Source organism: Micromonospora sp. WMMD1120 (assembly GCF_029626235.1).
GTDB lineage: Bacteria > Actinomycetota > Actinomycetes > Mycobacteriales > Micromonosporaceae > Micromonospora.
On sequence record NZ_JARUBO010000005.1, the window covers coordinates 1 to 15,897 of the forward strand.

General features: G+C 71.6%; 13 protein-coding genes and 1 pseudogene. 7 read left to right on the forward strand and 7 right to left on the reverse strand.

Annotated elements, in window-relative coordinates:
- From O7634_RS00080 to O7634_RS00090, 3 genes and pseudogenes are all read right to left on the reverse strand, one after another.
- Positions 1-187: pseudogene (locus O7634_RS00080) on the reverse strand (Fe-S cluster assembly protein SufD); the annotation flags it as partial.
- Positions 188-284: 97 nt separating this feature from the next.
- The gene (sufB, locus tag O7634_RS00085) at positions 285-1,715 is read right to left on the reverse strand and encodes a Fe-S cluster assembly protein SufB (RefSeq protein ID WP_278148130.1); all 1,431 of its coding nucleotides are present in this window, start codon (positions 1,713-1,715) and stop codon (positions 285-287) included.
- Entirely contained in the window at positions 1,712-2,365 is a 654-nt protein-coding gene (locus tag O7634_RS00090; protein ID WP_278153811.1) for a transcriptional regulator, read from the reverse strand. Before O7634_RS00090 ends, sufB begins: the two co-directional genes overlap by 4 nt.
- A 263-nt stretch (positions 2,366-2,628) precedes the next feature.
- Between O7634_RS00090 and O7634_RS00095 the strand changes: the two genes are divergently transcribed.
- Positions 2,629-3,573 carry a COX15/CtaA family protein gene (locus O7634_RS00095; RefSeq protein WP_278148131.1) on the forward strand — a complete coding sequence of 315 codons (945 nt, stop codon included), beginning with the start codon at positions 2,629-2,631 and terminating at the stop codon, positions 3,571-3,573.
- Positions 3,574-4,149: 576 nt separating this feature from the next.
- Here O7634_RS00095 and O7634_RS00100 read toward each other — a convergent pair.
- From O7634_RS00100 to O7634_RS00110, 3 genes are all read right to left on the reverse strand, one after another.
- On the reverse strand, positions 4,150-5,070 hold the full coding sequence (locus O7634_RS00100; RefSeq protein ID WP_278148132.1) for a hypothetical protein: 921 nt from the start codon (positions 5,068-5,070) through the stop codon (positions 4,150-4,152).
- Between the two features lie 14 nt (positions 5,071-5,084).
- Positions 5,085-5,420, reverse strand: a complete 336-nt coding sequence (locus tag O7634_RS00105; protein WP_278148133.1) for a hypothetical protein — start codon at positions 5,418-5,420, stop codon at positions 5,085-5,087.
- 288 nt (positions 5,421-5,708) lie between these two features.
- Positions 5,709-6,662 carry a heme o synthase gene (locus O7634_RS00110; protein ID WP_278148134.1) on the reverse strand — a complete coding sequence of 318 codons (954 nt, stop codon included), beginning with the start codon at positions 6,660-6,662 and terminating at the stop codon, positions 5,709-5,711.
- 266 nt (positions 6,663-6,928) lie between these two features.
- Here O7634_RS00110 and tkt point away from each other — a divergent pair, with 266 nt between their 5' ends.
- From tkt to pgl, 6 genes are all read left to right on the forward strand, one after another.
- On the forward strand, positions 6,929-9,067 hold the full coding sequence (tkt, locus tag O7634_RS00115) for a transketolase (protein WP_278148135.1): 2,139 nt from the start codon (positions 6,929-6,931) through the stop codon (positions 9,065-9,067).
- A gap of 15 nt (positions 9,068-9,082) precedes the next feature.
- Positions 9,083-10,258 (forward strand): transaldolase, encoded by a 1,176-nt coding sequence (gene tal, locus O7634_RS00120; RefSeq protein WP_278148136.1) that lies wholly within the window; start codon positions 9,083-9,085, stop codon positions 10,256-10,258.
- 46 nt (positions 10,259-10,304) lie between these two features.
- Positions 10,305-11,954 carry a glucose-6-phosphate isomerase gene (locus O7634_RS00125; RefSeq protein WP_278148137.1) on the forward strand — a complete coding sequence of 550 codons (1,650 nt, stop codon included), beginning with the start codon at positions 10,305-10,307 and terminating at the stop codon, positions 11,952-11,954.
- Positions 11,955-11,956: 2 nt separating this feature from the next.
- Entirely contained in the window at positions 11,957-13,510 is a 1,554-nt protein-coding gene (gene zwf / locus O7634_RS00130) for a glucose-6-phosphate dehydrogenase (protein WP_278148138.1), read from the forward strand.
- The gene (locus O7634_RS00135) at positions 13,507-14,523 is read left to right on the forward strand and encodes a glucose-6-phosphate dehydrogenase assembly protein OpcA (RefSeq protein ID WP_278148139.1); all 1,017 of its coding nucleotides are present in this window, start codon (positions 13,507-13,509) and stop codon (positions 14,521-14,523) included. The genes zwf and O7634_RS00135 overlap by 4 nt, the downstream gene beginning before the upstream one ends.
- Positions 14,524-14,626: 103 nt before the next feature.
- Positions 14,627-15,397, forward strand: coding sequence for a 6-phosphogluconolactonase (pgl, locus tag O7634_RS00140; protein WP_278148140.1), 771 nt, complete (start codon positions 14,627-14,629; stop codon positions 15,395-15,397).
- Positions 15,398-15,458: 61 nt separating this feature from the next.
- Here the strand turns inward: pgl and O7634_RS00145 are convergent, their stop codons facing one another.
- Positions 15,459-15,800, reverse strand: a complete 342-nt coding sequence (locus O7634_RS00145) for an RNA polymerase-binding protein RbpA (RefSeq protein WP_278148141.1) — start codon at positions 15,798-15,800, stop codon at positions 15,459-15,461.
- Between the last annotated feature and the right edge of the window lie 97 nt (positions 15,801-15,897).

Consider the following 15,897-nt stretch of genomic DNA (forward strand, 5'->3'; position numbering starts at 1 on the left):
GGTCGTCGTGCTCGTGCCGGACCGCACCGGTGGCGGCCGGCACCCCGGTCAGGCCGCGCAGGCGCTTGAGCGGGGTGAAACGCCAGTCCTCCTCCAGCCCGGTGAGGGCCGGGAAGTCGGCGACGTCGTACGAGCGCAGCGCCTGCGACTTGGTGCTGGGCGGCGGCGCGGAAGCCTGGGTAGTCATCTCTTCCTTGGTCTGTCATGGATCGGAGGGTCGAAGCGGGCTGGACCGGACCCTGCGCACCGGGTCCGGGTCCGGCCCTGGCCGGGCGGAGGCGGCGTCAGCCGACCGCGCCCTCCATCTGGAGTTCGATGAGCCGGTTCAGCTCCAGGGCGTACTCCATCGGAAGCTCCTTGGCGATCGGCTCGATGAAGCCACGCACGATCATGGCCATCGCCTCGTCCTCGCTCAGGCCCCGGCTCATCAGGTAGAAGAGCTGGTCATCGCTGATCTTGGAGACGGTCGCCTCGTGCCCCATCGCCACGTCGTCCTCGCGGATGTCGACGTACGGGTAGGTGTCCGAGCGGGAGATGGTGTCGACCAGCAGGGCGTCGCACTTGACGGTGCTGCGGCTGTGGTGCGAGCCCTCCAGCACCTGCACCAGGCCCCGGTACGACGTGCGGCCGCCGCCGCGGGCGATCGACTTCGACACGATGGTGCTGCTGGTGCGCGGCGCCGCGTGCACCATCTTGGCGCCGGCGTCCTGGTGCTGGCCCTCGCCGGCCATCGCCACCGAGAGCACCTCGCCCTTGGCGTGCTCGCCGGTCATGTAGACCGCCGGGTACTTCATCGTCACCTTGGAGCCGATGTTGCCGTCGACCCACTCCATGGTCGCGCCCTCGTGGCAGACGGCGCGCTTGGTGACCAGGTTGTAGACGTTGTTCGACCAGTTCTGGATGGTCGTGTAGCGGCAGCGCGCGTTCTTCTTGACGATGATCTCCACGACCGCGCTGTGCAGCGAGTCGGAGGAGTAGAGCGGCGCGGTGCAGCCCTCGACGTAGTGCACGTACGCGCCCTCGTCGACGATGATCAGCGTCCGCTCGAACTGGCCCATGTTCTCGGTGTTGATCCGGAAGTACGCCTGCAGCGGGATCTCCACGTGCACGCCCTTCGGCACGTAGATGAACGAGCCACCGGACCACACCGAGGTGTTCAACGCGGCGAACTTGTTGTCGCCGACCGGGATCACCGTGCCGAAGTACTCCTTGAAGATGTCCTCGTGCTCGCGCAGCGCGGTGTCGGTGTCCAGGAAGACGACGCCCTGCTCCTCAAGGTCCTCACGGATCTTGTGGTAGACGACCTCCGACTCGTACTGCGCCGCGACACCGGCGACCAGACGCTGCTTCTCCGCCTCCGGGATGCCCAGCCGGTCGTAGGTGTTCTTGATGTCCTCGGGCAGGTCCTCCCAGCTGGCAGCCTGCTTCTCGGTGGACCGCACGAAGTACTTGATGTTGTCGAAGTCGATCCCGGTCAGGTCGGCGCCCCAGGCCGGCATCGGCTTGCGGTCGAACAGCCGCAGGCCCTTCAGCCGCAGGTCGAGCATCCACTGCGGCTCGTTCTTCTTGGCCGAGATGTCCCGTACCACCGCCTCGTTGAGGCCGCGCTGGGCAGACGCCCCGGCGACGTCCGGGTCGGACCAGCCGTACTCGTAGCGACCGAGGGCCGCGAGCTGCTCCTCCTGGGTCAGGGGCTGGACGATCTGCTCGGTCATCTATCTGTCCTCACAGTGGTGACGGGATTACCGGATGGAGCACGGCCCGGCTGGGTCGGGATGTGCGTGGTGCACACCCCGTCGCCGTGTGCGATGGTGGCCAGGCGCTGCACGTGGGTGCCGACCAGACGGGAGATCACCGCGGTCTCGGCCTCGCACAGCTGGGGGAACTCGGCGGCCACGTGCGCCACCGGACAGTGGTGCTGGCAGAGCTGGCCGCCCGAGGCGATCGTGGTCGCGTTGGCAGCGTAACCCTCGGCGGTCAGCGCCGAGGCGAGTGCCTCGGCTCGGGCGAGAGGGTCGTCGCCCGCGTCCTCCATGGCGGCACGGCAGCGCGACTCCAGCGCCGACACCTGCTCGGCGGCGAACGCCGCGACCGCGTCCGAGCCGCCGCTGCGGGCGATCCAGCGCAGCGCGGCGGTGGCCATGTTGTCGTAGTGGTGTGTGCCACAGCGGCCCCGGGCGGCCTCGGTCAACAGGAACACCTTGGCCGGACGCCCCCGGCCACGGCTGCCCCGCACGGTCTGCTCACGGGCGTAGACGTCGCCGTCGGCGAGCATCGCGTCCAGGTGCCGGCGGATCGCCGCCGGACTGAGCCCGAGGGCCACACCGAGCTGCGCGGCGGTCGTCGCGCCCCGCTCCAGCAGCAGGTGGGTGACCCGGTCCCGGGTGGAGACCTCGGTCGCCGACGACCCGGCAAGAGCGGTCGGCGCGGCCCCGACGGACGCGGACGCGGGCGCGCCGAGGGCCGGAACGGCCGTCGGTTGGTGCCCGGAGAGCGCCGCCGCGTTTTTCACAACGCCAACGTTACGTAATTACCCGGACTGTCGCAAACCTGGGTTCCGGTGATCCGAACCACCGGGTCGGCGGAGTCGGACGAACCTCGATCACTACGGTGCGTAGGATTTGGGCCGTGAACCGAATCGTCCCCCCGGTCTCCGGCACCCTGCTGCGCCGCCTCGCCCTCGCCTCGATCATCGCGAACGTGGGCATCGTCGTCACCGGCGGGGCCGTCCGGTTGACCGCCTCGGGTCTCGGCTGCCCCACCTGGCCCCGGTGCACCGACGATTCCTACGTCACCACGCCCGAGATGGGCGTCTACGGGGTGATCGAGTTCGGCAACCGCATGCTCACCTTCGCGGTGGGCCTGATCGCGCTGGCCACCGTCCTGGCCGTGCTGGCCCACCGACCGCGCCGCCCCGGGCTGCTCGGGCTGGCCGTGGCGGTTTTCCTGGGCATCCCCGCCCAGGCGGTGATCGGTGGCATCACCGTGCTCACCAACCTCAACCCGTGGGTGGTCGGGCTGCACTTCCTCGCCTCGATGGCGGTGATCGCCGCCGCGTACGCCCTCTGGCGTCGCGTCACCGACCCGGACGGCCCGGCCGTGGCCGTGGTGCCCACCCCGCTGCGGACACTGGCCCGGATCACCACCGCCGTCACCGTCGCGGTGCTCGTCGTCGGCACCTGGGTCACCGGCAGCGGCCCGCACGCCGGCGACCACGGCGCGGCGCGCAACGGGCTCGACCCGGAGACCATCTCCCAGGTGCACGCCGACGGGGTGTTCCTGCTGGTCGGTCTGTCGGTGGCGCTGATCCTCGCGTTCCGCGCGGTGCACGCGCGGCGGGCCACCCGCGCCGCGATCGTCCTGATCGCCGTCGAGCTGGGCCAGGGTCTGATCGGCTTCGTGCAGTACTTCACCCACCTGCCGGCGCTCCTGGTCGGCGCGCACATGCTCGGGTCCTGCCTGGTGCTGCTGGCCGCCCTGTCGGTGCAGTGGTCCACCCGGGAACGCCACCCGGTCACGTCGGCACCGGAGGCCGTCCCGGCCCAGGCCGCCCCGGTGCCGGTCAACGCCTGACGCGCCCCGCGCCCCGCGCCCCGCGCCCCGCGCCCCGCGCCCCGCGCCCCGCGCCCCGCGCCCCGCGCCCCGCGCCCCGCGCCCCGCGCCCCGCGCCCCGCGCCCCGCGCCCCGCGCCCCGCGCCCCGCGCCCCGCGCCCCGCGCCCCGCGCCCCGCGCCCCGCGCCGAAGATCGTGCTCGAACCACGATGTAGTGGCCTCACCGACACGCCCAGGCCACTACATCCGGGATGTTGCGCGATCTTGACCTCGAGAACCCCAGGTAGCGCCCGCGCACTGGGCCATCGGCCTCAAGATCCGCGCAACATCAGGGAAAGTGCTGGCTCATCGTGCGGTGAGGCCGCAACTCCGGTGAAGTTGCGCGGATCTTGGGACGCCCCCCGCGGGTCTCGGCCCGCGACGCACGGCAGAAGGCCTCAGCGCGTGGCAGGAAACGGCAGCGCGTGGCAGGAAACGGCAGCGCCCAACCCAGCCCCCACTCAAGGGTCGCGACCAACCAGGGCGACGCGCGCCCAACCCAGCCCTCACTCAAGGGCCGAGACCAACCAGGGTGACAAGCGCCCAGGCCAGCCCGGCTCAGGGGCGGCGGGTCAGGTGGGTGGTGATCGCCCCGGCGAGGCGATCGGGGGCTCCGTCGGCGTACCCGATGAAGAGCGACGGCTCGGTCAACTCCAACTCGACCAGGACCGGCTCGCCGTCCGGGCCGGGGATCAGGTCGACCCGGGCGTAGAGCAGTGCCCGGGTGCCGCCGGGGACCGCCGCGAGAGTGCGCTCGGCCACCGCCAGCTCGGCGCGCCCGGGGGTACGGGGACTGATCTCCTCGGCCTTCTCCGGCGCGGACGGGCCGAGGTCGGGACCGGTCAGCATCGGGCCCTTGCGGATCGCGTGGCTGAAGGTCAGCCCGTCCGGACCGGCCAGGTAGAGCAGGGCGGTCTCACCCTCGGTGTCGACGGCGGGCAGGTAGGGCTGCACCATTGTCACCCGGCCGGCGTCGGAGAGCCGACGGGCGTGCGCGGCGGCCAGGCGCCGGTGCTCCGGGTCGGCCAGGTCGTAGCGGCCGGTGTCCTGGCTGCCGGCGCTGATCGAGGGCTTGAGCACGTACTCGCCGGTCTCGGCGGGCGGCTGCCAGGTCTCCCCGGGTTCGATCCAGGTCGTCGGTACGACCGGCACCCCGGCGGCGGCCAACTCGGCGAGGTAGCGCTTGTCGGTGTTCCAGCGCACCACGTCGGCCGGGTTGACCAGCCTGGGCACGGATGCCGCCCAGGCCACGAACTCGTCCCGGCGCAGCGCGTAGTCCCATGGTGAGCGGAGCACGACCAGGTCGTAGCGGACCCAGTCGACGGCGGGGTCGTCCCAGACGACGATGTCGACGGCGACGCCACGGGCGGCGAGCGGGGACAGGACCAGCTGGTCGTCGCCGTTGAGGTCGACCAGTTCGGCCCAGGTGACGAGAGCGACCCGGGGTTCCCCCCGGGTCGACTGGTGGTTGGTGGTCAATTCAGGTGTCTATATCAACGGGCCATCGTGCGTCGGGCCATCGACCGCCAGAGGTCGTTGCTCGGCCGCATCTGGTCCATCAGTTCACGCTCCCAGGCGTTCTCGACGGTGACTCCCGCCTTGGCGCACGCCTCCCGGGCGGTGACGGTGTCGTCGGCGAACTGGTCGCCCCACTCCCCGTCGGCGCCCACCAGGACGATTCGTGCGCCACGCTTGCCGACGTACTCGATGACCGCCTTCGCGCCGCCGTGTCCGGCGGCGAAGGCCTTGAGGCCCGCGACCAGGCCGTGGTGCGCCTGCTCGCCGGCGGTCTGCTCGGCCGTCAGCGTCGTATCGGAACCATCTGCCATAACGCGAAGCCTAAGCAGACTTGCACACCGTTGGGCGAGAACCATGAACCTTTTGTGATGCCAATTACCTAAGGGTTTAAGGCTGACCACAGGTAACCTGACCGGATTTATCCGACTTGTACGGGCGAAACCACCCGGCAAACCTCCCGCAGCCGGCGCAGGTTGAGCCGATCCGACTCATGCTGAAAGTTACTCTGATGTGATGTTAAACCCGGACAACTCATCTACGAGCATGATTAGTCGGCGGTTATCCCGGTAAGCCACCGACGACAGAAACGTGAGAGCGAATCAGATCAACGCGTCGAGCGCGACGGCGACGAAGACGATCGTCAGGTACGTCGTCGACCAGTGGAACAACCGCATCGGCTTGACCGCCTCGCCGCGCGTCGCCCGGCGGCAGAGCCGGTGCGCCTCCACGATGAAGATGGCTCCCACGACCAGGGTCGGCACCCCGTAGATCGCGCTCAACCCCAGCGGCCAGACGGCCAGTGACGTCAACACGGTCAGCCACGCGAAGATCAGGATCTCGGCGTTCACCCGGCGGGTCGAGGCCACCACCGGCAGCATCGGGATGCCCGCACGGGCGTAGTCGTCCTTGTACTTCATGGCGAGCGGGTAGAAGTGCGGCATCTGCCAGAAGAAGACCACCGCGAAGAGCCCCCAGGCGGCCGGCGCCAGCGAGCCGGTGACCGCCGCCCAGCCGATCAGCACCGGCGCGGCCCCGCAGGCGCCGCCCCAGAAGGTGTTGGCCGGGGTGGAGCGCTTCAGCCACAGGGTGTAGACGAGGTCGTAGTAGGCGATCGCGGCCAGCGTCAGACCCGCGGCCAGCAGGTTCGTGAACGTCGCCATCAGGACGACCGACACCGCCGCCAACACCAGGCCGAAGACCAGAGCGCTGCGCGGTGACACGGTGTGCGCCGGCAGCGGGCGACGCTTGGTACGCCGCATCAGCTGGTCGATGTCCCGGTCGATGTAGCAGTTGAGCACGCTTGCCGCGCCGGCGGCGAGCGAGCCGCCGATGAGCACTATCGCCATCAGCCACAGCGACGGCAGCCCACCCTCGGCGAGCATCATCGCCGGAACGGTGGTGACCAGCAGAAGTTCGACGATCCGGGGCTTGGTGAGCGCCACGTACGCCGAGATGACCGCGCGTACGTCCCGCCGGGCCACCGGGCCCTCGGCCGCCCGCGCCGGATGCTGCCCGGCCGGGTTGCTCACGGGGCGCTCGGTGATCATGCTCACGGATTGCCACCTTCCGGCATCGCCATGGGGAGATCGGTTCGGCGGAGCCCGCTCGGGTCCGCACACCGACCCACACACTACGCGTCGTCGTTTTGGCTGCCCGGCCGACCCGACAACGGTGCGGGCCGTCACACCACCGGGTGCTGTCGCGCAGTCAGATCGTCACGTAGCGCACACCATGATGAGATCCCCGGGCGCACGTTTAGGCACGCTCGATAAGGTCATCGGTGAGGGTTCCGCCCATCTGCCGAGGAGCACAAACCATCGTGGCTGCCAAACGACCCGAGCACTCCGCACTGAACTGGTCCGACCTCGATCGCCGGGCTGTCGACACCGTCCGCGTGCTGGCCATGGACGCCGTGGAGAAATCCGGCAACGGCCATCCGGGCACCGCGATGAGCCTCGCGCCCGCCGCGTACCTCCTCTTCAACCGCGTGATGCGGCACAACCCGGCCGACCCGAACTGGCCCGGCCGGGACCGTTTCGTGCTCTCCGCCGGACACTCGAGCCTGACGCTCTACATCCAGCTCTTCCTGTCCGGTTACCCGCTGAGCCTGGACGATCTGAAGTCGCTGCGGCAGTGGGGCTCGCAGACTCCGGGGCACCCGGAGCACGGGCACACGCCGGGCGTGGAGACCACCACCGGCCCGCTCGGTCAGGGCCTGGGCAACGCGGTCGGCATGGCCATGGCGGCCCGCCGCGAGCGCGGCCTGTTCGATCCGGAGGCCGAGCCGGGCGCGTCGGTCTTCGACCACGACATCTGGTGCATCGCCTCGGACGGCGACATCGAGGAGGGCATCAGCCACGAGGCCAGCGCCCTCGCCGGGCACCAGCAGTTGGGCAACCTGACGCTGATCTACGACGACAACGAGATCTCCATCGAGGACGACACCCGGATCGCCAAGAGCGAGGACGTGGCCGCCCGCTACGAGGCGTACGGCTGGCACGTGCAGACCGTCGACTGGCGCAGCGGCGACGCGGACCAGGGCGACTACCACGAGGACGTCGAGGCGCTGTACGCGGCGCTGCTGGCCGCCCGGGCGGAGACCAGTCGCCCCTCCTTCATCGCGCTGCGCACCATCATCGGCTGGCCCGCGCCCAACAAGCAGAACACCGGCAAGATCCATGGTTCGGCGCTCGGCGCGGACGAGGTGAAGGCCACCAAGCGCCTCCTCGACTTCGACCCGGAGCAGACCTTCCAGGTCGACGAGAACGTGCTCGGCCACGCCCGCACGGTGATGGGTCGCGGCGCGGACGCCCAGCAGGAGTGGACCACCTCCTTCGACGCCTGGAAGGCGGCCAACCCGGAGCGCGCCGCGCTCTACGAGCGGCTGGCGGGTCGGGTGCTCCCGGACGGTTGGACCGACGCGCTGCCGGTCTTCCCGGCCGACGCCAAGGGTGTGGCCACCCGGGCCGCCTCCGGCAAGGTGCTGGAGGCCCTGGCGCCGGTGCTCCCGGAGCTGTGGGGCGGCTCCGCCGACCTGGCGGAGAGCAACAACACCACGATGAAGGGCGAGCCGTCGTTCATCCCGGCGTCACACGCCACCAAGGACTTCCCCGGCCACGAGTACGGCCGCACGCTGCACTTCGGCATCCGTGAGCACGCCATGGGCGCGATCCTCAACGGCATCGCCCTGCACGGCGGCACCCGCCCGTACGGTGGCACCTTCCTGGTGTTCAGCGACTACATGCGCCCGTCGGTGCGGCTGGCCGCGCTGATGAAGCTGCCGGTGACCTACGTGTGGACGCACGACTCGATCGGTCTCGGCGAGGACGGCCCGACCCACCAGCCGGTGGAGCACCTGACCGCGCTGCGGGCGATCCCCGGCCTGGACGTGGTCCGCCCGGCGGACGCCAACGAGACGGCCTGGGCCTGGCGGCAGGCGTTGGAGCACACCGACCGGCCCACCGCGCTGGCGTTGAGCCGGCAGCCGCTGCCGACCCTGGACCGCGACGTCCTCGGTAGCGTGGAGGGGGTGGCCAAGGGCGGTTACGTGCTGGCCGAGGCGTCCAACGGCAAGCCCCAGGTGATCATCGTCGGCACCGGCTCCGAGGTGCAGCTCTGCCTGACCGCCCGGGAGCGGCTGGAGGCCGACGGCACCCCGACCCGGGTGGTCTCGATGCCCTGCCAGGAGTGGTTCTACGAGCAGGATGAGGCCTACCGGGAGTCGGTTCTGCCACGCGGGGTAAAGGCACGGGTGAGCGTGGAGGCGGGCATCGCGATGTCGTGGCGCGCCATCGTCGGTGACCTGGGCGAGAGCGTGAGCCTGGAGCACTACGGGGCGAGCGCTCCGCACACCGTGCTCTTCGAGCAGTTCGGGTTCACCCCCGACCGGATCGTGGCGGCGGCGCACGCCTCGCTGGCTCGGGTGGGCGACATCACCGGTTTCACGACCGGCAACTGAGGGAGCGTGGACGGCATGACCGACAAGTTGAATGAGCTGACCGCCGCGGGCGTGGCGGTCTGGCTCGACGACCTTTCCCGGGTGCGGTTGAGCTCAGGCGGGCTGGACCAGCTCCGCCGGGAGAAGCACGTCGCCGGGGTCACCACCAACCCGACGATCTTCGCCAAGGCGCTGAGCGATGCCGACGAGTACAACTGGCAGCTGCGTGACCTCGCCACCCGTGGGGTGGACGTCGAGGAGGCCGTGCGCATGCTCACCACGTACGACGTGCGGTGGGCCTGCGACGTGATGCGCCCGTCGTACGACGGCAGCGACGGTGTCGACGGCCGGGTCTCGATCGAGGTCGACCCGCGCAGCGCGCACGACGCGGACAAGACGGTCGCCGAGGCCAAGGCGCTGTGGTGGCTGGTCGACCGGCCCAACCTCTTCATCAAGATCCCGGCGACCGAGGAGGGCCTGTCGGCGATCACCGACACGCTCGCCGAGGGGATCAGCGTCAACGTGACGTTGATCTTCGGGCTGGACCGCTACTCGGCGGTCATGGAGGCGTTCCTGGCCGGTCTGGAGCAGGCCAAGGCGAACGGTCACGACCTGTCCACGATCGGCTCGGTGGCGTCGTTCTTCGTCTCCCGGGTCGACTCGGAGGTCGACAAGAGGCTGGAGAAGATCGGCTCGGACCAGGCGAAGGCGCTGCGCGGCAAGGCCGCCGTCGCCAACGCGCAGCTCGCGTACGAGCGCTACACCGAGGTCTTCTCCTCGGACCGCTGGAAGGCGCTCGAGGCCGCCGGGGCGCACCCGCAGCGGCCGCTGTGGGCGTCCACCTCCACGAAGAACCCGGACTACCGCGACGTCATCTACGTCGAGGAGCTGATCGCCGCCGGCACCGTCAACACCATGCCGGAGTCGGTCATCCACGCGTACGCCGATCACGGCGAGACCCGGGGCGACACCGTCACCGGCTCGTACGACGCGGCTCGGCAGGTCTTCGCGGACCTGGAGTCGGTCGGGATCGACATGTCCGACGTGATCGCCACCCTGGAGCGCGAGGGCGTGGAGAAGTTCGAGGTCAGCTGGCAGGAGCTGCTCGACGGCGTGCGCAAGTCGCTGGACGCGGCGAAGCAGGGCACCGGAGCCCCGAACAAGGCGGCCACCGGCAACGCGCAGGCCGCCCAGAAGGCCGGTGGGGCATGAGCGAGCGAATCGGCGGGCACGGCACGCGGCGGAGCGGAGTGACGGCATGAGTGACCTGCTCGCGGGACCGGTAGAGGCGGCCGCCGGGCTGGCCGTGTACGGCGCGGACGCGGTCGACAAGACCGCGCCGGCGTCTACCCGGGACGCGCTGGTCAAGGCCGGTGTGCCGGGCAGGCTGGCCGGCAAGGACGCCAGCCTGTGGGGTCCGGACGCCGAGGCGGAGGCGAAGATCCGGCTGGGCTGGGTGGACACCCACCAGCGCAGCCGGGAGCTGCTGGCGCAGTTGGCCGAGCTGAAGGCCGAGCTGACCGACCTCGACCACGTGGTGCTCGCCGGCATGGGTGGCTCGTCGCTGGCCCCCGAGGTGATCACCCGGACGCTCGGTCGTCCGCTGACCGTGCTGGACACCACCGACCCGGGCCAGGTCCGGGCGGCGCTCGGCGACCGGTTGGAGCGCACCGTCGTGGTGGTGGCCAGCAAGTCCGGCTCCACCGTCGAGACCGACAGCCACCGGCGCGCGTACTGGCAGGCGTTCCTGGACGCCGGGATGACCGAGGCGGAGGCCGGCCGGCACTTCGTCGTCGTCACCGACCCGGGTTCGCCGCTGGAGCAGACCGCGACCGAGATGGGCGCGTTCACCGTGCTCGCCGACCCGAACGTGGGCGGCCGCTACTCCGCGCTCACCGCGTTCGGCCTGGTGCCCTCGGCGCTGGCCGGGGTCGACGTGTCGGAGCTGCTCGACCAGGCCGACGCGCTGGCCGCGTCGCTCGGCGCGGACCGGGACAACCCGGCGCTGGCGCTGGGCGCCGCCCTGGGCGCCGCCGCCACCCTGGCCCGGGACAAGGTCGCCCTGGTCTCCGACGGCACCGGCATCGACGGGCTCGGCGACTGGGCCGAGCAGTTGATCGCCGAGTCGACCGGCAAGGCCGGAGTGGGCATCCTCCCGGTGGTGGTGGAGTCGCCACAGAGCCCCGGCGCCACCGGCGCGGACGTGCTGACGGTCAGCTACGGCGGCGCGCTGGCCGCCGGGGAGATGCCCGGCGGCGGCGCCAACCCGGACGTGGCCGTCAACGGCCCGCTCGGCGCGCAGTTCCTGGCCTGGGAGTACGCCACCGCGGTGGCCGGCGTGGTGCTCGGCATCGACCCGTTCAACCAGCCGAACGTCACCGAGTCCAAGGAGAACACCAACAAGATCCTGGCCTCGGGCCTGCCGGCGGAGACGCCGTCGTTCACCGAGGGCGCGATCGAGGTGTACGCCCCGCAGGGCGCTCCGGCAGACCTGGTCGGCGTGCTGCGCTGGCTGCTCGACGGGCTGGGCGACGACGGCTACCTCGCGGTGATGGCGTACCTCGACCGGTTCGCCGACGCCGACACGGCCCGGCTGCGGTCGCTGCTGGCCGAGGCGGGCGGGCGTCCGGTCACCTTCGGCTGGGGCCCGCGGTTCCTGCACTCGACCGGCCAGTACCACAAGGGCGGGCCGCAGGTGGGCAGCTACCTCCAGGTGACCGGCGCGGTCGCCGAGGACCTGGAGGTGCCGGGCAAGCCGTACACCTTCGGCACCCTCCAGGCGGCGCAGGCCGCCGGCGACCGTCAGGCCCTCGCCGGTCGGGAGCGCCCGGTGCTGCGCCTGCACCTGACGGACCGGACCGCCGGCGTCGCCCAACTGCTCGACGCGGCCGGTCAGCTCCGGGCCTGAGGATGAACGACGTGAGTGAAGCGGAGCGAGGAGGCGACTCGGTGAACCCGCTGCGCGACCCACAGGACCGCCGGTTGCCCCGGATCCCGGAGCCGTGTGCTCTGGTGATCTTCGGGGTGACCGGCGACCTGGCCCGCAAGAAGCTGCTTCCGGCGGTCTACGACCTGGCCAACCGGGGGCTGCTGCCGCCCGGGTTCGTGGTGCTCGGTTTCGCGCGCCGCGACTGGGGCGACGGCGACTTCGAGACGTTGGCCTGCGAGGCGGCCCGCAAGCACGCCCGTACCCCGTGGCGGGACGAGGTGTGGGCGCGGCTGGCCGGCAACATCAAGTTCGTCGGCGGGTCGTTCGACGACGACGCGGCGTTCGACACGCTCGCCGAGACGCTCGACGACCTGCGGCAGACCCACGGCATCGCCGGCAACGCCGCGTTCTATTTCTCCATCCCGCCGGCCGCGTTCCCGGTCGTGCTCAAGCAGCTGGCCCGCACCGGCATGGCGGACAACAACAAGTCCGGCGGCTGGCGCCGGGTCGTGGTGGAGAAGCCGTTCGGTAGCGACCTGCCGTCGGCGAAGGCGCTCAACGACCTCGTCGACGACGTGTTCACCCGGCAGGACGTCTTCCGGATCGACCACTACCTGGGCAAGGAGACGGTCCAGAACATCCTCGCCCTGCGGTTCGCCAACAACCTGTTCGAACCGTTGTGGAACTCGAAGTACGTCGACTCGGTGCAGATCACCATGGCCGAGGACGTCGGCATCGGCACCCGGGCCGGTTTCTACGACACCGTGGGGACCGCCCGCGACGTCCTGCAGAACCACCTGCTGCAACTCCTCGCCCTGGTGGCGATGGAGGAGCCGACCAGCTTCGACGCCGACGAGATCCGGGCCGAGAAGCTGAAGGTGCTCAAGGCCATCACCCTGCCCAGGGACGTCGCGCGGGACACCGTTCGGGGGCAGTACCTGCCGGGCTGGGTCGGCGGCGAGCGCGCCGTCGGCTACCGGGAGGAGCAGGACGTCCCACCCGACTCCACCACCGAGACGTACGTGGCGGTGCGGCTGGGCATCCAGAACCGCCGGTGGGCGGAGGTACCGTTCTACATCCGGGCCGGTAAGCGCCTGCCCCGGCGGGTCACCGAGGTCGCCATCATCTTCAAGAAGGCGCCGCACCTGCCGTTCAACGACGCCGACATGGAGTCGCTGGGCAACAACCAACTGGTCATCCGGGTGCAGCCGGACGAGGGCGTGGTGCTCAAGTTCGGCTCGAAGGTGCCGGGCACCACGATGGAGGTCCGCGACATCGCGATGGACTTCCAGTACGGCGAGGCGTTCACCGAGTCCAGCCCGGAGGCGTACGAGCGGCTGGTGCTGGACGTGCTGATCGGCGATCGCACGCTGTTCCCGGACGCGGCCGAGGTCGAGCAGAGCTGGCAGGTGATCGACCCGCTGGAGCACGCGTGGGCGGGCACCACGCCGGAGCCGTACCGGGCCGGCGAGTGGGGGCCCCGGGCCTCCGACGAGATGCTGGCCCGCGAGGGCCGCGCTTGGAGACGAGCATGATCGGGCTGTGGGACACCACCGGCAACGAGGTGGTCAAGGCGCTCGCCGCCGAGCGGCGCAGCGCCGGTGGGGTGGCCAGCGGCATGGCGCTCACCCTCATCGTGGTGGTGGACGAGAAGCGGGTCCGGGAGGCGGAGGCGGCGGCGACGATCGCCGCCGCCGCCCACCCGTGCCGGCTGCTGGTGGTGGTGCGCTCCGACATCGAGCGGGACCGCAACCGGCTGGACGCCGAGATCGTGGTCGGTGGCCGGCTCGGCCCGTGCGAGGCGGTGGTCACCCGGATGTACGGCCGGCTGGCCCTGCACGCCGAGTCGGTGGTGCTGCCGCTGCTGGTCCCGGACGTCCCGGTGGTCACCTGGTGGCACGGTGAGCCGCCGGCGGAGATCGCCACCGACTTCCTGGGTGTGGTCGCCGACCGGAGGATCACCGACGCCGCGCAGGCCGCCGACCCGGTGGAGGCGCTGCGACAGCGGGCCCGGGACTACGCCCCCGGCGACACCGACCTGGCGTGGACCCGGATCACCCCGTGGCGCACCCTGGTCGCGGGCGCGTTCGACACCACGAGCGCCCAGGTCACCGAGGCGACGGTGGTAGCGCCGCCGACCGACCCGACGGCGACGCTGATGATCGGTTGGCTGTCCAGCCGGCTCGGCATCACCCCCCGCCGGGTGGACAGCACCGACGCACCCCGCATGCGCGAGGTGCAGCTGAGCTGCGCCAACGGCGACCAGCTCACGCTGACCCGGGAGGAGAGCCTGGCGGTGTTCCGGCGGACCGGCCAGGACGACCGCACCCTGCCCCTGGTCCGCCGCCCGCTCGGCGACGAACTGGCCGAGGAGCTGCGCCGGTTGGACGCCGACCAGGTGTACGCGGAGGCGTTGGGCGCGACGGTCGGGCTGCGTGGGCTGGAACAACGGCCCGCACAGCGGGTCCACGTCTGGAAGGATCCGGCCACCGCACAGCGCGCCGAGGCCGGCGTCACGGCGCACTCCGGCACCAGCGGCGAGGTCTGAGCCCGTACCGGGTTCGCGCACCAACCGCCCACCCCCTCGGGCACCCCGTCCGGGCACGACGCGACAGCGACCGCCGAGCGGTCGGGAAACGAAGGCGCAATCAATGAGTGAGGCGAGTGTCGCCGTACACGCCGACGCCGACCTGCTGGCGCAGGCCGTGGCCGCCCGGTTGCTGGTGAAGCTGCTCGACGCCCAGTCCGACCGGGGCGAGGCCTCGGTGGTGCTCACCGGCGGCCGGGTCGCCGCGGCCGTCTACCGGGCGGTGGCGGCGCTGCCGGCCCGGGACGCGGTGGACTGGTCCCGGGTCGACGTGTGGTGGGGCGACGAGCGGTTCCTGCCGGCCGGTGACCCGGACCGCAACGAGACGCAGGCCCGGTCCGCCCTGCTGGACGTGGTGCCGCTGGACCCGGCCCGGGTGCACCCGATGCCGGCCTCGGACGGCCCGGCCGGCGACGACCCCGAGGTGGCCGCGGCGGCGTACGCGGACGAGCTGCTGCGCGCCGCCGGCCCGGGGCACGGCACGCTGCCGCACTTCGACGTGCTGATGTTGGGCGTCGGCGAGGACGGGCACGTCGCCTCGGTCTTCCCCGAGCACCCCGTGCACTACGACACGCGACCGTGCAGCGCGGTGCGGGGCAGCCCGAAGCCGCCGCCGACGCGGACCACCCTCACCCTGCCGGCGATCAACACCGCCGAGGAGGTCTGGTTGGTCGCGGCCGGCGCCGACAAGGCGCACGCGGTGGGTATGGCGCTGGCCGGCGCCGGGCCGGTGCAGCTACCGGCGGCCGGGGTGCACGGCGTGGCCCGCACCCGCTGGCTCCTGGACCGGGCGGCGGCGACCGACGTGCCGGCCCGGCTGCGCAGCCTCCGCTGAGCGCGGGCTGCCCCACCCGCCGCGTGGCGGCCCGCTGACCTGCTCGGCCGGCCGCGCTGCGCTACTCGCCCCGGCGACGACGCAGCGCGGCCAGCGCCTCGTTCAGCAACGCCTCGCCCTCCTCGGCGGTGCGCCGCTCCTTGACGTACGCCAGATGGCTCTTGTACGGCTCGGCGCGGACGCGGCCCGGCGGGTTCTGCGCGTCCGGCCCGGCGGGTAGGCCGCAGCGGGGGCAGTCCCACAGGCTCGGCGGCACGGCGTCCGCGGCGATCCGGATGTCGACCTGGTGGTCGTTACGGCACCAGTAGGTGACGTTCTTGCGCGGCGCGGGTTGGTGCCGCTCGTCCGGGCGCATGGGCGCGGACCCGACCCGGGCGCCCCTGATGATGTTGCCACTCGGCACGGCTGCTCGCTCCTGTCGTCGGAGGGGACCCGCCGACTTCGGGGGTGGAGCGGCGGGCGACGCGGTGCAGCGGAGAAAAGTCTGCGCGCGGCCCGTC